Here is a 17275-nt window from a genome sequence, read left to right as displayed (position 1 = left end):
TGCGTTACGTGACGTCAGTGTCAACCGCAGCCTCACAACTCGCTCTGTGTCGTGTTATACTCCCGCAAATTTCCGTTTTTTGGTCGCGTTAGCGACTCACCGTTTCCACCCCAGGCGAGAGACAATGTTTGATAATTTAACCGATCGTTTGTCGCGCACGCTGCGCAACATCAGTGGCCGTGGACGCCTTACTGAAGAGAACGTCAAAGAGACGCTGCGCGAAGTGCGTATGGCGCTGCTGGAGGCTGACGTTGCGCTGCCGGTAGTGCGTGATTTTATCAATCGCGTAAAAGAAAAAGCGGTTGGTCACGAAGTAAACAAAAGCCTGACGCCGGGCCAGGAATTCGTCAAAATCGTTCGTAGCGAACTGGTTTCGGCGATGGGCGAAGAGAACCAGAGTCTGAATTTGGCCGCTCAGCCTCCAGCCGTTGTGCTGATGGCGGGTTTGCAAGGTGCGGGTAAAACCACAAGCGTTGCGAAGCTGGGTAAATTCCTGCGTGAGAAGCACAAGAAGAAGGTGCTGGTTGTCTCTGCCGACGTTTATCGTCCAGCGGCGATCAAACAGCTGCAAACTCTGGCTGAGCAGGTTGCCGTTGATTTCTTCCCGTCAGACGTTGGCCAGAAGCCTATCGACATCGTTAACGCGGCGCTCAAAGAAGCGAAGCTGAAATTCTACGACGTGCTGCTGGTGGATACCGCCGGTCGTTTGCACGTTGACGAAGCGATGATGGATGAAATCAAGCAGGTTCACGCGGCGATTAAGCCGGTTGAAACCCTGTTTGTGGTCGATGCGATGACCGGTCAGGATGCGGCAAATACCGCTAAGGCCTTCAACGAAGCGCTGCCGCTGACCGGCGTGGTGCTGACCAAGGTCGACGGTGATGCGCGCGGCGGTGCGGCGCTCTCAATTCGTCACATTACCGGTAAGCCAATCAAGTTCCTCGGCGTCGGTGAAAAAACCGAAGCGCTGGAGCCGTTCCATCCCGATCGTATCGCCTCCCGTATCCTCGGCATGGGCGACGTGCTGTCGCTTATCGAAGATATCGAAAGCAAGGTTGACCGCGCACAGGCTGAAAAGCTGGCGACTAAACTTAAGAAGGGTGACGGTTTCGACCTGAACGACTTCTTAGACCAACTCAAGCAGATGAAAAACATGGGCGGCATGGCGAGCCTGATGGGCAAACTGCCGGGCATGGGGCAGCTTCCAGACAACGTCAAATCCCAGATGGACGATAAGGTGCTGGTGCGTATGGAGGCGATCATCAACTCGATGACGCTGAAAGAGCGCGCGAAGCCGGAAATCATCAAGGGTTCCCGCAAGCGTCGTATCGCTCAGGGCTGCGGCATGCAGGTTCAGGACGTTAACCGTCTGCTCAAGCAGTTTGATGATATGCAGCGCATGATGAAGAAGATGAAGTCGAAAGGCGGCATGATGAAAATGATGCGCGGCATGAAAGGCATGATGCCCCCAGGATTCCCGGGTCGCTAATCCCTTTGGCCGGGGTGTGCAGGCTCATGAACTGCATACCCCGGAGCTGACAAACACATCGACTTAACGCTGTCTATTACGGTAACGCCCCGGTTATCGTGCGGTAAAAGACAGATGTTGATTGCAATTCCCCCAGAAATGAGTAAAATTTTCGGGCTTTTAATATGACACCGGGCCCCCTCCCTCGATGGGGCCCGGTTGTTCTATTCACACAAGAGGATGTTATGGTAACTATTCGTTTAGCACGTCACGGCGCTAAAAAGCGTCCGTTCTACCAGGTTGTTGTCACTGACAGCCGTAACGCACGTAACGGTCGCTTCATTGAGCGCGTTGGCTTCTTCAACCCGCTGGCAAGCGAAAAAGAAGAAGGCACTCGCCTGGATCTGGATCGTGTAGCTCACTGGGTTGGCCTGGGCGCTACTGTTTCCGATCGCGTAGCAGCGCTGATCAAAGCCGCTAACAAAGCAGCTTAATCTGTCACGGTGGTCATGATGAGCAAACAACTCGCCGCAAAAGCACCTGTTGATCCGATCGTATTGGGCAAAATGGGTTCTTGCTACGGTATCCGTGGTTGGCTCAGAGTGTTTTCCTCCACCGAGGACGCCGAAAGCATTTTTGACTATCAGCCCTGGTTAATCCAGAAGGCGGGTCAGTGGCAGACCGTTGAGCTGGAAAGCTGGCGCTACCACAATCAGGATATCGTCATTAAGCTGAAAGGCGTTGACGATCGCGATGCCGCGAATCTGCTGACGAATTGCGAAATTATCGTCGATTCATCGCAGCTGCCGGCGCTGGATGATGGAACCTACTATTGGAAAGACCTTATGGGCTGCCAGGTAGTGACCACAGAAGGCTACGGTCTCGGTAAAGTCATCGATATGATGGAAACCGGGTCGAATGACGTTCTCGTCATTAAGGCAAACCTGAAAGATGCATTTGGCATCAAGGAACGTCTCGTACCGTTCCTCGATGGGCAGGTTATCAAGAAAGTCGATCTCACTACTCGTACTATCGAAGTAGATTGGGATCCTGGTTTTTAAACCTCCGGATAAACGGTAAAAGACGGCGCTATGTGGATTGGCATAATTAGCCTGTTTCCTGAAATGTTCCGCGCAATTACCGATTACGGGGTAACTGGCCGGGCAGTAAAAAATGGCCTGCTGAACATCCAGAGCTGGAGTCCTCGTGACTTTGCTCATGACCGGCACCGTACCGTGGACGATCGTCCTTACGGCGGCGGACCGGGGATGTTAATGATGGTGCAACCTTTGCGGGACGCCATCAATGCAGCAAAAGCCGCGGCAGGTGAAGGCGCGAAGGTGATTTATCTGTCACCTCAGGGACGCAAGCTTGATCAAGCAGGCGTCAGCGAGCTGGCCACGAATCAAAAGCTGATTCTGGTATGTGGTCGCTACGAAGGCATAGATGAGCGCGTGATTCAGACCGAGATTGACGAAGAATGGTCAATTGGCGATTACGTTCTCAGCGGTGGTGAGTTACCGGCAATGACGCTGATCGACTCTGTTTCCCGGTTTATTCCGGGAGTTCTGGGTCATGAAGCTTCAGCAATCGAAGATTCGTTTGCTGATGGATTGTTGGACTGTCCACACTATACTCGCCCTGAAGTGTTAGAAGGGATGGAAGTACCGCCAGTTCTGCTGTCGGGGAACCATGCCGAGATACGTCGCTGGCGTTTGAAGCAGTCGCTGGGCCGCTCCTGGCTTAGAAGACCTGAACTTCTGGAAAACCTGGCTCTGACTGAAGAGCAAGCAAGGTTGCTGGCGGAGTTCAAACAGGAACACGCACAACAGCAACATAAACATGATGGGCTGGTTTAAGACCCCCAAATATCAGTTTACCCAGGATAAGAGATTAAATTATGAGCAACATTATTAAGCAACTTGAAGACGAACAGATGAAGCAGGACGTACCTTCATTCCGTCCGGGTGATACCGTGGAAGTGAAAGTATGGGTTGTTGAAGGTTCCAAAAAACGTCTGCAGGCATTTGAGGGCGTGGTTATCGCTATTCGTAGCCGCGGTCTGCACTCTGCATTCACTGTTCGCAAAATTTCCAACGGCGAAGGCGTTGAGCGTGTCTTCCAGACTCACTCTCCAGTAGTTGACAGCATTGCTGTTAAACGCCGTGGTGCTGTACGTAAAGCTAAACTGTACTACCTGCGTGAGCGCACTGGTAAGTCTGCTCGTATCAAAGAGCGTCTTAACTAAGATTCGCGCAAGCGACATCCTGTTAGAAGGGGCTGGCCGAAAGGCTGGCCCTTTTTTTATCTTCTAAAGCACCTCTCGTTAACATCTGACTGATAAATCATTTACAATGCCCCCGGTTATCGGGAGGGTAGGGTGAACGGAAAAACCGTCAGCATAGCAGCATTGAAACAGCGAGCCGCCTGGCTTGCGCTGTTTGCTATGGCGCTGATTATCTTTGCTCCGCTGGTCTCCATTTCGTTACAACAGCCGCCGATGAGCGCGATGCCGGGCATGCACCACGATATGAGTATGCCGATGCCTGGGCACCACTCGACACCGGAAAGCATGCCCATCGATCACGGTGAGGCCTGCGGTTACTGCGTACTGTTAGCGCATGCCCCGGGTCTGATCCTGGCGCTGTGTATCCTGTTGTGCGCATTACTGCTGCGCGTGACGATCGTGTCTTTGCCGCCGGTGGTGAACCACTGGCGTTATTTCCCCTGGCTATTCCCCGACACCCGCGCACCGCCGCAACGTTCTGCTTTACCTGCTTAATAACGATAAATGACGCATCAGCGTCACACCTCTTTTCGTAAAGATGAAGGAAGAGTATGACAACCTGCACCTCGCGGGCGGCATGGGTGCACCTGCTACGCCGCCTGCACTTTTTTATCGGCCTGTTCGTTGGGCCATTTATCTTCGTGGCTGCGCTTACCGGCACGCTGTATGTGGCAACACCGCAACTTGAAAACCTGATGTATCGACAGGCATTACACGCTAACGTGGAGGGCGAGCATCATTCGCTGGCGGACCAAATCGCGGTGGCGGAGCGCGCGCTTGCGACACCGCTGCGGCTGAATGCGGTGCGCCCGGCGCTGGAAACGGGTGAAACTACGCGGGTTATGTTTGCCGATCCTGCGCTCGGGGAATCGGAAAACCGCGCGATTTTTATCGATCCGGTTACGCTTGCGGTCAAAGGCGATATGACGGTGTACGGCACCAGCGGAATATTACCGCTGCGCCAGTGGATTGATTATGCCCACCGTTCGCTGCTATTAGGTGATTTTGGCAGGCTTTACAGTGAACTGGCCGCATCATGGATGTGGATTGCAGCGCTAGGCGGGATTGTGTTGTGGGTCTTCACCCGCCCGAAACGACGCATCAAAAACCGCCTGCAGAATACTCGCCGGGTTCACGTTACCCTGGGCTGGTGCCTGCTGGCCGGGATGCTGCTCTTCTCCGCGACCGGGTTAACCTGGTCGCAATGGGCGGGGGCCAATGTCGATAAAATGCGTGCGGCAATGAGCTGGATGACGCCGCAGGTGAATACGCATTTGCAAGGTGGAAAGAAGGTGCTGGATCCGCATGCCGAGCACCACGAGCATCATAGTGAGATGACGATGGGCGAGCCGCCGAGTGCCACTGATAAGATTGATGCTGTGCTGAAGGCCGCGCAGCTGGCAGGGATTACCGCCACGCATCTGGAGATCCGTCCGCCGCGAAGTGACGATCGTGCGTGGACGGTGACGGAAATCGACAGACGATGGCCAACGCAGGTTGATGCCGTTGCGGTTGATCCTCACTCGCTAGCGATTCTTGATAAGACACAGTTTGCCGATTTTCCGTTGATGGCGAAATTGACGCGCTGGGGCGTGGATTTTCATATGGGCGTGTTATTTGGTCTGCCGAATCAATTATTGTTGATCGCGTTCGGCGTTGCCTTGTGCGTCGTAATCATCATGGGGTATCGCCTGTGGTGGATTAAACGACCGGGTCAGTCCTCGGTAAACCCGCTGCAAACGCTAACGCAAAGCTGGCTGGCGCTTGCCTGGCCTGCCCGCATCATCACGCTCTTGCTTGCCGCTGCATCAGGAGTGGCTATGCCGGTGATGGGCGTTAGCCTGGCGCTGTTTGTGGTCATTGACTGGCTGCGCTGGCGTAATGCGCTGGTTCGCGCGGTAGCACCAGAATTTAGATAAGCCAGTACAACCGAAGCGATATCTGAGGGTGAGCGCGTAAGCGTTCGCCCTTTTTTTGGTTTAAATTTGCAGGTGTAATTATAAGTTTACGGATTTGGCGCATTTATTTTGCTATGAATGGGCATGTGTAAATAATAATTTACGGATTTTGGATTGAAATCTTTACTGATTATGATATTGTGACTTCACCTCATTGAGGAAACCACTATCGCAAACGAGCCATAACAGGTAATGCCATCATGCAAAAAGACGCGCTGAACAACGTAAATATCGCCGATGAACAGGTGTTGATCACCCCGGATCAACTGAAAGCTGAATTCCCGCTTACCGTACAGCAGGAAGCGCAAATCGCCCAATCACGTAAAACGATTTCTGACATTATCGCCGGTCGCGATCCGCGCCTGTTGGTAGTGTGTGGGCCTTGCTCGATTCACGATCCTGAAGCTGCCATCGAATACGCGCGTCGATTTAAAACCCTTGCGGAAGAGGTCAGCGATAGCCTCTACCTGGTTATGCGTGTCTATTTTGAAAAGCCTCGTACCACTGTTGGCTGGAAAGGGCTTATCAACGATCCGCATATGGATGGCTCGTTTGATGTTGAAGGTGGTTTGAAAATTGCGCGTCGCTTGCTGGTTGAATTGGTCAGCATGGGGCTGCCGTTAGCCACCGAAGCACTGGATCCAAACAGCCCACAGTACCTGGGCGATCTGTTTAGCTGGTCAGCGATCGGTGCGCGTACCACCGAATCCCAGACTCACCGCGAAATGGCCTCTGGCCTGTCGATGCCGGTTGGTTTTAAAAATGGCACCGACGGCTCTCTGGCAACGGCCATCAACGCGATGCGTGCGGCGGCTATGCCTCACCGTTTCGTCGGGATTAACCAGGCTGGTCAGGTTTGTCTGCTGCGCACTCAAGGTAACCCGGATGGCCACGTGATCCTGCGCGGCGGTAAAAAGCCAAACTACGGCCCGGAAGATGTGGCGCAGTGTGAAAAAGAGATGGAACAAGCAGGACTGCGCGCATCGCTGATGGTAGATTGCAGTCATGGTAATTCCAATAAAGACTACCGCCGTCAGCCTGCGGTGGCGGAATCCGTTGTCGCACAGATCAAGGACGGTAACCGTTCTATCATTGGTCTGATGATTGAGAGCAATATTCACGAAGGCAATCAGTCTTCCGAGCAGCCGCGCTGTGAGATGAAATACGGCGTGTCTGTCACCGATGCGTGCATCAGTTGGGAAGCGACGGATGCGCTGCTGCGTGAACTCGACAAGGATTTACGCGGCCATTTGGCGGCTCGTCTGGCGTAAGAGGATTGTATGGTTGCTGAACTGACCGCGCTGCGCGATCAAATTGATGCTGTAGATAAAGCGCTGCTGGATCTGCTGGCAAAACGTATGGAACTGGTGGCGGAAGTTGGCGAAGTCAAAAGTCAGTATGGCTTGCCCATTTACGTTCCAGAGCGTGAGGCTTCAATGCTGGCCTCACGCCGCAAAGAAGCTGCGGCGATGGGCGTACCGCCTGATTTGATTGAAGATGTTTTACGCCGGGTGATGCGCGAGTCCTACTCCAGCGAAAACGACAAGGGATTTAAAACTCTTTGTCCTTCGCTGCGTCCGGTAGTGATTGTCGGCGGTAATGGGCAGATGGGGCGGCTATTTGAAAAGATGCTGACGCTATCTGGCTATCAGGTTCGTACGCTGGAAAAAGAAGATTGGGCGCGCGCGCCGGAGCTGGTTGCCGATGCGGGCATGGTGATTGTGAGCGTACCGATTCACGTTACTGAACAGGTGATTGCGAAACTGCCACCGTTGCCGTCAGACTGCATTCTGGTGGACTTGTGCTCGGTGAAAGCCGGGCCGTTGCAGGCGATGCTGTCGACGCACTCGGGCCCCGTTGTTGGGTTGCACCCGATGTTTGGCCCAGACAGCGGCAGCCTGGCGAAGCAGGTCGTCGTTTATTGTGATGGCCGCCAGCCGGAAGCCTACCAGTGGTTCCTCGAACAAATTCAGGTTTGGGGGGCGCGCTTGCACCGTATCAGCGCCGTTGAGCATGACCAGAACATGGCGTTTATTCAGGCATTGCGTCACTTTGCGACCTTTGCTTACGGATTGCATCTGGCGGAAGAGAACGTGCAGCTCGAGCAACTGCTGGCGCTCTCATCGCCAATTTACCGTCTGGAGCTGGCGATGGTTGGGCGACTGTTTGCTCAGGATCCGCAGTTGTACGCTGATATTATTATGTCATCAGGCAACAATCTGGCGCTGATTAAACGTTATTACCAGCGTTTCGGCGAGGCGATAAGCCTGCTGGAACAAGGCAACAAGCAGGCGTTCATCGATAGCTTCCGTAAGGTTGAACATTGGTTCGGCGACTACGCGCAACGCTTCCAGAGTGAGAGCCGCGTCCTGTTACGTCAGGCGAATGATAATCGGCAGTAGCTGAAAACTGTATATACTTGAAAGCCAGGGGAAATCCTCTGGCTTTTTTTATGGGATAACGATGATGGCTGAAGCAAACGTGTTGTTTGATTACACCGGACATTTGCCGGAATGTCCGACCTGGAGCGAAAGCGAGCAGGCGCTGTACTGGGCTGACATTCTGGAGTGCGAAATCCACCGTTATGAGATTGCCAGCGGTGAACATCAGATTCTCCAGTTTCCTGAAGAAGTCGGCTGTTTCTCTTTGCGGGAAAAGGGCGGGTTTGTCGTCGCGCTGCGCAGTGCCATCTGGCTTGCCGACAGCCGCGGCCTGCTGGTGCATAAAATCTGTGATAACCCAAGCAACCCGCAGCTGGCGCGTTTTAACGACGGCGGGACGGACAGAGACGGGCGCTTTTACGCCGGCACCTTCTGGGGGCCAGGTGATTACAACGGTGCGCTGCTGGTCCGTGTTGATAACCAGCTCAAGCCGAAGGTTATTCAGTGCGATATTCATGGCGCTAACGGTCTGGCATTTAGCGACGATAAACGCTGGATGTATACCTCCGACACGCCGAATGCGGTGATCTATCGCACGCCGTTGAACGCGCAGGGTGAACCGGGTTCGCGTGAGGTGTTCCGCCAGTTTAAGGCCGGTGAGGGGATCCCGGACGGCGCGGCAATGGATGAAGAGGGTTGCTACTGGAGTGCGATGTTTGATGGCTGGCGGGTCGCGTGTTTCTCGCCTGAAGGTGAGCAGCTTGCTGAATATCGACTGCCGGTGCGTTGTCCGACCATGGTCTGCTTTGGCGGGGCGGATATGCGCACGCTGTATATCACCACGACCCGTGAAAATATGTCGGCGGCAGAAGTGGCGCAGTATCCGCTATCTGGCGCGCTCTTCACCCTGCCAGTGGATGTGGCAGGCATGAAGAAAAGGCCCTTTATCGAGGCTTAAATCGGATCAACCGGGACCACGTTTTCGCTCGGGTAGCTTCCCAGCACTTTCATAGAACGGGTGATCCCGGACAGTTCTTTCAGCGCCTTTTGCATTGGCAGTGCTTCCAGGTTGGCCTGGATATCCAGGTAAAACATCTCTTCCCATGGATTGCCGTGGATAGGGCGCGATTCGAGTTTGGTCATGATCAGTTTATGGTTACGCAGAACCAGCAGAGCTTCTACCAATGCCCCCGCCTGTTGCCCGGTGGCAATTAACAAGGTGGTTTTTGCCGGAACCTGATCGGAGACATTCACGGCTTTACGTGCCAGCACCAGGAAGCGAGTGATGTTCTGTGACTGATTGGCCTGGCAGTGTTCCAGTACCTGTAAGCCGTAAAGCTTGCCGCCCGCTTCGCTGCCTAATGCCGCGACGGTGGGCGAGTTGGCTTGCGCCACTTTTTCCATTGCCGCTGAGGTGCTTTCCGTGTACTCAATTTTCCACTGCGGATAGTGGCTCAGGAATTGGCTGCACTGCTGGAAGGGCTGTGGGTGGCTGTAGACGGTTTCAATGGTATCCAGCGTGCTACCGCTATTGGTCAATAAGCAGTGGTCGATAGGAACCGTCATCTCGCCGACAATCGACAGGCTGGTGTGCTGCAACAGGTCGTAGACGTCATTGATCCCGCCGGAACTGGTGTTTTCGATAGGCACAACGGCATAGTCAGCCTGACCGGTTTCAACCTGATTAAAGATATCGGCAAATTTTAGACATCCACTTTCAATAAACTGCTCGAAATGGCGAGCCGCGTACTGACGGGCAGCAAGGTGTGAGTAAGAGCCTTTTGGGCCGAGGAAAGCAATTCGGGCAGAGTGAGGATTGATTTGATTCAGGTGCTGCTGAAGCAAGGTTTGCTGGGTGAGTACGGAATCTTCAATAATGAGCTGGAACAAACGCGTAATGTAGTGCGCATCAAGCTGGTGCGTTTTGCCAATAGTAATCAGCCGCTCCAGCAGGTCACGTTCACGGTCGATATCACGCACCGGCCGATGAGACGCAAGCTTTGCTTTACCCACCTCGATGGCAAGGCCGCGACGTTCTGCCAGCAAGCTCACTAATTTTTCATCCAGCGCGCTTATTTTATCGCGTATCGCCAGTAACGGGTTTTCCGAAGTCATCATGTTTGCCTTTCTTGTTATCAATAAAAAAGGCCTCCCGGTTGGGAGGCCTTAATGTTCGTCTTCGCATTCTTTATCACACGACGAAACGCCTCCCAATCAGGGGAAGGTAAAAAAGAATGCGAAGAAAAACGGCAGTAATTTCACGGTTGGCTAAATCTCTATAGTGACGAGGTTTTACAGTACCCGGTCTGTTTTCACTCTGTCAATAAAAAACGCGCCCGAAGGCGCGTTGGCGATACACATTAAAGTTTAAAGTTCGGTTTACTCTTCTTCTTCAACTTCCACGAAGCTTGCGTCTTTCACGGACGTTGCTGCGCGGCGGGCTTCCCCTTTGTGCTGCACCTTATTGAGCTGCCGTTCCAGCTTGTTGATCAATTCATTAATGGCAGTATACATATCTTCATGTTTGGCGCTGGCGACGAGATGCCCATTCGGGGTGTTCATCGTGGCATCAGCAACAAAGCCCTGTGGCTCTTTAGAGAGAATGATATGTGGGTTGATTAGCTGAGTTTGCCATTTTTCCAATTTGGCGAGACGGTCTGCGACATGCTGGCGAATAGCCGGAGTAATTTCCATTTGTTTACTGGTAATGTTCATTGTCATAAATTTTACCTCTTGTCTTTCCGTCTTGGTGATTCCAGCATACCTCGGATTTAACTAAAATGTGTGATTTAGATCACATTATTTTGTCACTTTTTGTCAGCGCCCTCATTTTGTGAGTCAGGGCAGGAAGAAGCGATTTAATACTTGTCGAATCGCAAAAATGCAGCCATATTTGACAGGATGACTTGCGGCTAAACCGCTTCAGCTTTGATGAAAAGAATAAAAAAACGGCAGCCACTCGGCTGCCGTTTTGCTTTGGGTGAAGTCTGTATCAGGACTGCGTGTTTTTGCTGTTGGCGGCAATAATCTTCGCCACTTTGTCAGCCTGCGCGGTCATCTGCATTTCACGATAAGCATTTTCCATCTTAGGCAATGCATCACGGGTTGCCTGGGTATCCGGGTAGTTACGCATCATGTTTTCTGTGCGGTTAACGACGGCAACCCACGCGCCACGCGCGGTATAGTAATCAACAACGGAAAGCTCATATTTCGCCAGACGGTCTTTTAAGAAGACCAGACGTTTATTGGCATCGGTCACATACTGACTATTCGGGTAGCCGCGCACCAGCTTCGAGAAGTCATTAAATGCGTCACGGGCATGCTGTGGGTCACGGTCAGAGCGATCAACCCCGAAGAAACCCTGCAGCGCGCTATCATCAAGCGCCATGTTCGTCAGGCCGCGCATGTACATCACATAGTCGATGTTAGGGTGCGTTGGGTTCAGACGGATGAAGCGGTCAATAGCGGCCTGAGCCAGCGGCAGATCGGCATTTTTATAGTATGCGTAGATCAGATCCAGCTGAACCTGCTGGGAATAAGGTCCAAATGGATAGCGGTTATCCAACGCTTCCAGTTGCGTTATGGCCTGTTTCCAGTTACCGTCCTGGAGCTTTTGCTGAGCAGTTGCGTAGATTTCATTAGGCGGATTATCAGGAACCTCGTCCTTTGAACCAGAGCACCCCGCCAAAGCCAGGCTCAACGTGGCCGCTGCCACCAGATATTTCATGCGCGTCATGACGTTTTGACTTTCCTCAAAATGTTTATACGGGATATTCACAGTTCCTGTTCCCGACTAAGACCAGCTACAATAGCACACTATATTAAACGGCAAAGCCGTAAAAACCCAACGTTAACGAAGAAGCTGTCTATGGCACAACAAGTACAACTCACCGCAACGGTGTCCGAATCACAACTCGGTCAACGCTTAGATCAGGCTTTGGCCGAAATGTTCCCTGATTATTCGCGTTCGCGAATAAAAGAGTGGATTTTGGACCAGCGCGTCCAGGTCAACGGCAAGATTTCAGATAAGCCGAAAGAGAAAGTCATGGGTGGCGAGACTATCGCTATCGATGCCGAAATCGATGAAGAGATCCGCTTTGAAGCGCAGGATCTGCCGCTCGATATCGTATATGAAGATGAAGATATTTTAGTCATCAACAAGCCACGTGGTTTCGTTGTGCACCCAGGCGCCGGTAACCCGGACGGTACGGTGCTTAATGCGCTGCTACATTATTATCCGCCAATTGCCGATGTACCGCGAGCGGGCATTGTGCATCGTCTGGATAAAGACACGACCGGTTTAATGGTGGTTGCGAAGACCGTTCCTGCTCAGACACGTCTGGTGGAGTCACTGCAATTACGCGAAATCACCCGTGAGTATGAAGCCGTGGCGATTGGTCACATGACTGCGGGCGGTTCCGTTGAAGAGCCTATCAGCCGTCACCCGACTAAACGTACGCACATGGCGGTACACCCGATGGGTAAACCGGCGGTGACGCACTATCGCATTATGGAACACTTCCGTGTGCACACGCGTCTGCGACTGCGTCTGGAAACCGGACGTACGCACCAGATCCGCGTGCACATGGCGCACATCACCCATCCGCTGGTGGGCGATCAGGTATACGGTGGGCGCCCTCGTCCGCCAAAAGGCGCATCTGAGGCGTTTATCGCCACGCTACGTAAGTTCGATCGCCAGGCACTGCACGCTACCATGCTGCGTCTCTATCATCCGATTTCGGGTATTGAGATGGAATGGCATGCGCCAATTCCTGAAGATATGGTTGAGCTTATCGCCGTGATGCGCGATGACTTTGAAGAGCACAAGGATGACGTAGACTGGCTATGACCAAAATCATTGTTCCGGAATGGCCGCTGCCGGAAGGCGTGGCCGCCTGTAGTTCAACGCGTGTGGGTGGCGTTAGCCTGGGAGCGTGGGATTCACTGAATCTTGGCGCTCACTGCGGTGATAATCCAGAACACGTTGAAGAGAACCGTAAACGCATGTTCGCGGCAGGTAAACTGCCCTCGAAACCCGTGTGGCTTGAGCAGGTACACGGAAAAGATGTGCTGCATCTGACCGGTGAACCGTATGCCTCGAAGCGTGCCGATGCGTCCTACAGTAATACGCCCGGAACGGTGTGTGCGGTTATGACGGCTGATTGCCTGCCGGTGCTGTTTTGCAATCGGGCAGGCACAGAGGTTGCCGCAGCGCATGCTGGCTGGCGCGGCCTGTGCGATGGCGTGCTGGAAGAGACGGTGGCTTGTTTTAACGACCGTCCTGAAAATATCCTCGCCTGGTTTGGCCCGGCGATTGGGCCACTGGCGTTTGAGGTAGGCCCCGAAGTGCGTGAAGCGTTTATGGCAAAGGATATTAACGCGGTGGATGCTTTCCGTCCGGTTGGCGAAAAGTATTATGCTGATATCTATCTGCTGGCACGCCAGCGCTTGGCAAATGTGGGTGTAACCAACGTCTTTGGCGGTGACCGCTGTACCTTCAGCGAAAAGGATGATTTTTTCTCATATCGTCGTGACCGTATTACGGGTCGTATGGCAAGTTTTATCTGGCTGATATAACCTATAGAATCAAGGCGATCCAGAACGCTGATATTTTTTTCTCATTGAATAGGTCAATTAACCTTGAATAATTGAGGGATGACCTCATTTAATCTCCTGTAGCAAATTTGACCTATTATGGGAGGAGTCATGCGTCTGGATCGTCTTACTAATAAATTCCAGCTTGCTCTTGCTGATGCCCAGTCGCTCGCACTTGGGCAAGACAACCAATTTATCGAACCTCTTCATTTAATGAGTGCCTTACTGAATCAGGAAGGGGGCTCTGTACGTCCTTTATTAACGTCCGCGGGCATTAATGCCGGGCAGTTACGCACAGCTATCGATCAGGCATTAAGCCGTTTACCTCAAGTTGAAGGCACCGGCGGCGATGTGCAGCCGTCTCAGGATCTGATTCGCGTCCTGAATCTTTGCGACAAACTGGCACAAAAAAATGGTGATAACTTCATTTCGTCAGAGCTGTTTGTTATCGCCGCGCTTGAGTCCCGAGGCACGCTGGCTGAATTATTGAAAACAGCTGGTGCGACAACTGCCAATATCACTCAGGCAATTGAAAAGATGCGTGGAGGAGAAAGCGTGAACGATCAAGGGGCCGAAGACCAACGTCAGGCCTTGAAAAAATATACCGTTGATCTTACCGAGCGTGCCGAACAGGGCAAACTCGACCCGGTTATTGGCCGTGATGAAGAAATTCGCCGTACCATTCAGGTATTGCAGCGTCGTACCAAAAATAACCCGGTATTAATCGGTGAACCCGGTGTGGGTAAAACGGCCATTGTCGAAGGGCTGGCGCAGCGCATTATTAATGGTGAAGTGCCTGAAGGCTTGAAAGGCCGTCGGGTACTGGCACTGGATATGGGCGCGCTGGTGGCCGGGGCGAAATACCGCGGTGAATTTGAAGAACGTTTGAAAGGTGTTCTGAACGATCTGTCGAAACAGGAAGGTAACGTCATTCTGTTTATCGACGAACTGCATACTATGGTGGGCGCGGGTAAAGCCGACGGCGCTATGGATGCCGGTAATATGCTGAAACCTGCGCTGGCGCGTGGGGAACTGCACTGCGTCGGGGCGACTACGCTTGATGAGTATCGTCAGTACATCGAAAAAGATGCTGCGCTGGAGCGTCGTTTCCAGAAAGTGTTTGTGGCTGAACCGTCGGTGGAAGATACCATCGCCATTCTGCGTGGGCTTAAAGAGCGTTACGAGCTGCATCACCATGTGCAGATTACTGACCCGGCTATTGTAGCGGCGGCGACGTTGTCCCATCGCTATATCGCTGACCGTCAGTTACCGGATAAAGCCATCGACCTTATTGATGAAGCAGCTTCCAGTATTCGTATGCAAATTGACTCGAAACCGGAAGAACTGGATAGGCTCGATCGTCGAATCATTCAGCTGAAGCTGGAACAGCAGGCGCTGATGAAAGAGTCTGACGAGGCGAGTAAAAAACGTCTCGATATGCTTAATGAAGAGCTGGAAGATAAAGAACGCCAGTACTCGGTATTAGAAGAAGAGTGGAAAGCGGAAAAAGCCTCGCTCTCGGGAACGCAAACTATCAAGGCTGAACTGGAGCAGGCGAAGATTGCCATTGAGCAAGCGCGGCGCGTCGGTGATCTCGCGCGCATGTCTGAGCTACAGTACGGTAAAATTCCAGAACTGGAGAAACAGCTGGAAGTGGCTACTCAGTCCGAAGGCAAAACCATGCGCCTGTTACGCAATAAAGTAACGGACATTGAGATTGCTGATGTGCTGGCTCGCTGGACGGGTATCCCGGTTGCCAGAATGCTTGAAGGTGAACGCGATAAACTGCTGCGTATGGAGCAGGATCTTCACAGCCGCGTGATTGGCCAGAATGAAGCGGTTGAAGCGGTATCGAACGCCATTCGCCGTAGCCGTGCAGGGCTGTCGGATCCAAATCGTCCTATCGGTTCGTTCCTGTTCCTGGGGCCAACCGGTGTCGGTAAAACCGAGCTGTGCAAAGCGTTGGCTAACTTTATGTTCGACAGCGATGACGCGATGGTGCGTATCGATATGTCCGAGTTTATGGAGAAACACTCCGTCTCTCGTCTGGTGGGGGCACCTCCAGGATATGTCGGTTATGAAGAGGGTGGTTATTTGACGGAAGCGGTTCGCCGTCGCCCATACTCGGTCATCCTGCTGGATGAAGTGGAAAAAGCGCACCCGGATGTTTTCAACATTCTGTTGCAGGTTCTTGATGATGGTCGTTTGACTGATGGTCAGGGTAGAACGGTCGACTTCCGTAATACGGTCGTAATTATGACGTCTAACCTGGGGTCCGATCTTATTCAGGAACGTTTTGGCGAGTTGGATTACGGTCATATGAAAGATCTGGTGCTGGGCGTGGTCAGTCATAGTTTCCGTCCAGAGTTCATTAACCGTATCGATGAAGTCGTTGTGTTCCACCCGCTGGGCGAATCACACATTGCTTCTATCGCTCAGATCCAGCTGCAACGTCTTTATAAACGTCTGGAAGAGCGTGGATATGAAACGCAGATTTCCGATGAGGCTTTACTGCTTCTGAGTAAAAACGGCTACGACCCGGTATATGGTGCACGTCCGTTGAAACGCGCTATTCAGCAGCAGATTGAGAACCCACTGGCACAGCAGATTCTCTCAGGCGAGCTGATTCCTGGAAAAGTTATCCATCTGGAAGTCAAAGACGACCATATTGTGGCAGTGCAGTAAGTCACAAAAACACAAAAACGGGCCTCTCGGGGCTCGTTTTTGTTTAAAAAATGATCAAACATAAGCGTTGTGGATGAAAAGTAAGCTAATAGAAAGTTTTTTTCGATTTATGCTTGCCACTTCTCAGTTTCTCCCTATAATGCGGCCCCACTGAGACGGAACAACGGCAAACAAGCCGCCGGGTCAGCGGGGTTCTTAAGAGAACGCCGGCAGAGAAAAGCGAAATTAAACGCTTGACTCTGAAAGAGGAAAGCGTAATATACGCCACCTCGCAACAGTGAGCGAAAGCCGTGTTGCACTGCTCTTTAACAATTTATCAGACAATCTGTGTGGGCACTCGAAGATACGGATTCTTAACGTCGCAAGACGATAAATGAATACCAAGTCTCAACGAGTGAACATACGTAATTCATTACGAAGTTTAATTCATTGAGCATCAAACACTTTTAAATTGAAGAGTTTGATCATGGCTCAGATTGAACGCTGGCGGCAGGCCTAACACATGCAAGTCGAACGGTAGCACAGAGAGCTTGCTCTTGGGTGACGAGTGGCGGACGGGTGAGTAATGTCTGGGAAACTGCCCGATGGAGGGGGATAACTACTGGAAACGGTAGCTAATACCGCATAACGTCGCAAGACCAAAGTGGGGGACCTTCGGGCCTCACACCATCGGATGTGCCCAGATGGGATTAGCTAGTAGGTGGGGTAATGGCTCACCTAGGCGACGATCCCTAGCTGGTCTGAGAGGATGACCAGCCACACTGGAACTGAGACACGGTCCAGACTCCTACGGGAGGCAGCAGTGGGGAATATTGCACAATGGGCGCAAGCCTGATGCAGCCATGCCGCGTGTATGAAGAAGGCCTTCGGGTTGTAAAGTACTTTCAGCGAGGAGGAAGGC

At 52.4% G+C, this 17275-nt stretch carries 17 protein-coding genes, 1 rRNA gene and 1 other annotated feature; of the genes, 14 read left to right on the top strand and 4 right to left on the bottom strand.

The features are described from left to right. Positions 1 to 124: 124 nt before the first annotated feature. The 10 genes from ffh (at position 125) to ACIPDS_RS05420 (ending at position 9052) form a co-directional block, all read left to right on the top strand. Positions 125 to 1489, top strand: coding sequence for a signal recognition particle protein (gene ffh / locus ACIPDS_RS05465; protein ID WP_166515899.1), 1365 nt, complete (start codon positions 125 to 127; stop codon positions 1487 to 1489). A 224-nt stretch (positions 1490 to 1713) separates the two neighbouring features. Continuing rightward, positions 1714 to 1962: a 30S ribosomal protein S16 gene (rpsP, locus tag ACIPDS_RS05460; RefSeq protein WP_166515900.1), complete on the top strand. Its 249-nt coding sequence runs from the start codon at positions 1714 to 1716 to the stop codon at positions 1960 to 1962. 18 nt (positions 1963 to 1980) lie between these two features. Further along, positions 1981 to 2529: a ribosome maturation factor RimM gene (gene rimM, locus ACIPDS_RS05455; protein WP_166515934.1), complete on the top strand. Its 549-nt coding sequence runs from the start codon at positions 1981 to 1983 to the stop codon at positions 2527 to 2529. Between the two features lie 30 nt (positions 2530 to 2559). Further along, positions 2560 to 3327, top strand: a complete 768-nt coding sequence (trmD, locus tag ACIPDS_RS05450) for a tRNA (guanosine(37)-N1)-methyltransferase TrmD (RefSeq protein ID WP_062779243.1) — start codon at positions 2560 to 2562, stop codon at positions 3325 to 3327. Between the two features lie 41 nt (positions 3328 to 3368). Further along, positions 3369 to 3716, top strand: coding sequence for a 50S ribosomal protein L19 (rplS, locus tag ACIPDS_RS05445; protein ID WP_166515901.1), 348 nt, complete (start codon positions 3369 to 3371; stop codon positions 3714 to 3716). A gap of 198 nt (positions 3717 to 3914) precedes the next feature. Beyond that, the gene (locus tag ACIPDS_RS05440) at positions 3915 to 4250 is read left to right on the top strand and encodes a DUF2946 domain-containing protein (RefSeq protein ID WP_400734683.1); all 336 of its coding nucleotides are present in this window, start codon (positions 3915 to 3917) and stop codon (positions 4248 to 4250) included. A 56-nt stretch (positions 4251 to 4306) separates the two neighbouring features. Then, positions 4307 to 5674 (top strand): PepSY-associated TM helix domain-containing protein, encoded by a 1368-nt coding sequence (locus tag ACIPDS_RS05435; protein WP_400733543.1) that lies wholly within the window; start codon positions 4307 to 4309, stop codon positions 5672 to 5674. 239 nt (positions 5675 to 5913) lie between these two features. Further along, complete coding sequence (gene aroF, locus ACIPDS_RS05430; protein ID WP_166515904.1) at positions 5914 to 6984, top strand: 3-deoxy-7-phosphoheptulonate synthase AroF; 1071 nt, start codon at positions 5914 to 5916, stop codon at positions 6982 to 6984. Between the two features lie 9 nt (positions 6985 to 6993). After that, positions 6994 to 8115 carry a bifunctional chorismate mutase/prephenate dehydrogenase gene (gene tyrA / locus ACIPDS_RS05425; protein ID WP_400733541.1) on the top strand — a complete coding sequence of 374 codons (1122 nt, stop codon included), beginning with the start codon at positions 6994 to 6996 and terminating at the stop codon, positions 8113 to 8115. A 64-nt stretch (positions 8116 to 8179) separates the two neighbouring features. Then, a complete protein-coding gene (locus ACIPDS_RS05420) occupies positions 8180 to 9052 on the top strand; it encodes an SMP-30/gluconolactonase/LRE family protein (protein WP_400734681.1) in 873 nt (290 codons plus the stop codon). Here the strand turns inward: ACIPDS_RS05420 and pheA are convergent. The 4 genes from pheA to bamD form a co-directional block, all read right to left on the bottom strand. Further along, positions 9049 to 10209: a bifunctional chorismate mutase/prephenate dehydratase gene (pheA, locus tag ACIPDS_RS05415; RefSeq protein WP_400734679.1), complete on the bottom strand. Its 1161-nt coding sequence runs from the start codon at positions 10207 to 10209 to the stop codon at positions 9049 to 9051. The two genes, ACIPDS_RS05420 and pheA, sit on opposite strands and share 4 nt — an antisense overlap. Before the next feature lie 23 nt (positions 10210 to 10232). Then, positions 10233 to 10357 (bottom strand) — a sequence feature (Phe leader region). Beyond that, the gene (gene pheL / locus ACIPDS_RS05410; RefSeq protein ID WP_121497579.1) at positions 10309 to 10356 is read right to left on the bottom strand and encodes a pheA operon leader peptide PheL; all 48 of its coding nucleotides are present in this window, start codon (positions 10354 to 10356) and stop codon (positions 10309 to 10311) included. It overlaps the preceding feature by 48 nt. Positions 10358 to 10473: 116 nt before the next feature. Further along, complete coding sequence (gene raiA / locus ACIPDS_RS05405) at positions 10474 to 10815, bottom strand: ribosome-associated translation inhibitor RaiA (RefSeq protein ID WP_062779261.1); 342 nt, start codon at positions 10813 to 10815, stop codon at positions 10474 to 10476. 271 nt (positions 10816 to 11086) lie between these two features. Continuing rightward, a complete protein-coding gene (gene bamD, locus ACIPDS_RS05400; RefSeq protein WP_062779280.1) occupies positions 11087 to 11830 on the bottom strand; it encodes an outer membrane protein assembly factor BamD in 744 nt (247 codons plus the stop codon). 132 nt (positions 11831 to 11962) lie between these two features. On the opposite strand from bamD, the gene rluD reads away from it, so the two are divergent. From rluD to ACIPDS_RS05380, 4 genes are all read left to right on the top strand, one after another. Further along, positions 11963 to 12943, top strand: a complete 981-nt coding sequence (gene rluD, locus ACIPDS_RS05395; RefSeq protein ID WP_166515906.1) for a 23S rRNA pseudouridine(1911/1915/1917) synthase RluD — start codon at positions 11963 to 11965, stop codon at positions 12941 to 12943. Continuing rightward, the gene (yfiH, locus tag ACIPDS_RS05390) at positions 12940 to 13671 is read left to right on the top strand and encodes a purine nucleoside phosphorylase YfiH (RefSeq protein ID WP_400733537.1); all 732 of its coding nucleotides are present in this window, start codon (positions 12940 to 12942) and stop codon (positions 13669 to 13671) included. Before rluD ends, yfiH begins: the two co-directional genes overlap by 4 nt. A gap of 129 nt (positions 13672 to 13800) precedes the next feature. Continuing rightward, positions 13801 to 16374, top strand: coding sequence for an ATP-dependent chaperone ClpB (gene clpB / locus ACIPDS_RS05385; protein ID WP_166515908.1), 2574 nt, complete (start codon positions 13801 to 13803; stop codon positions 16372 to 16374). Positions 16375 to 16822: 448 nt separating this feature from the next. Then, positions 16823 to 17275, top strand: a 16S ribosomal RNA gene (locus ACIPDS_RS05380); the annotation flags it as partial.

Origin of the sequence: Kluyvera sp. NPDC087067 (genome assembly GCF_044745165.1) — a bacterium.
Classification (GTDB): Bacteria; Pseudomonadota; Gammaproteobacteria; order Enterobacterales; family Enterobacteriaceae; genus Kluyvera.
This window is presented reverse-complemented; position numbering and strand designations above follow the sequence as displayed.

Bases quoted from the DNA above. Each gene is read 5' to 3' on its own strand.
- tyrA (WP_400733541.1), top strand. From the start codon at position 6,994: ATGGTTGCTGAACTGACCGCGCTGCGCGATCAAATTGATGCTGTAGAT.
- ACIPDS_RS05420 (WP_400734681.1), top strand. From the start codon at position 8,180: ATGGCTGAAGCAAACGTGTTGTTTGATTACACCGGACATTTGCCGGAA.
- clpB (WP_166515908.1), top strand. From the start codon at position 13,801: ATGCGTCTGGATCGTCTTACTAATAAATTCCAGCTTGCTCTTGCTGAT.
- pheA (WP_400734679.1), bottom strand. From the start codon at position 10,209: ATGACTTCGGAAAACCCGTTACTGGCGATACGCGATAAAATAAGCGCG.
- aroF (WP_166515904.1), top strand. From the start codon at position 5,914: ATGCAAAAAGACGCGCTGAACAACGTAAATATCGCCGATGAACAGGTG.
- rluD (WP_166515906.1), top strand. From the start codon at position 11,963: ATGGCACAACAAGTACAACTCACCGCAACGGTGTCCGAATCACAACTC.
- ffh (WP_166515899.1), top strand. From the start codon at position 125: ATGTTTGATAATTTAACCGATCGTTTGTCGCGCACGCTGCGCAACATC.
- ACIPDS_RS05440 (WP_400734683.1), top strand. From the start codon at position 3,915: ATGGCGCTGATTATCTTTGCTCCGCTGGTCTCCATTTCGTTACAACAG.
- rimM (WP_166515934.1), top strand. From the start codon at position 1,981: ATGAGCAAACAACTCGCCGCAAAAGCACCTGTTGATCCGATCGTATTG.
- rpsP (WP_166515900.1), top strand. From the start codon at position 1,714: ATGGTAACTATTCGTTTAGCACGTCACGGCGCTAAAAAGCGTCCGTTC.
- bamD (WP_062779280.1), bottom strand. From the start codon at position 11,830: ATGACGCGCATGAAATATCTGGTGGCAGCGGCCACGTTGAGCCTGGCT.
- rplS (WP_166515901.1), top strand. From the start codon at position 3,369: ATGAGCAACATTATTAAGCAACTTGAAGACGAACAGATGAAGCAGGAC.
- ACIPDS_RS05435 (WP_400733543.1), top strand. From the start codon at position 4,307: ATGACAACCTGCACCTCGCGGGCGGCATGGGTGCACCTGCTACGCCGC.
- yfiH (WP_400733537.1), top strand. From the start codon at position 12,940: ATGACCAAAATCATTGTTCCGGAATGGCCGCTGCCGGAAGGCGTGGCC.
- raiA (WP_062779261.1), bottom strand. From the start codon at position 10,815: ATGACAATGAACATTACCAGTAAACAAATGGAAATTACTCCGGCTATT.
- trmD (WP_062779243.1), top strand. From the start codon at position 2,560: ATGTGGATTGGCATAATTAGCCTGTTTCCTGAAATGTTCCGCGCAATT.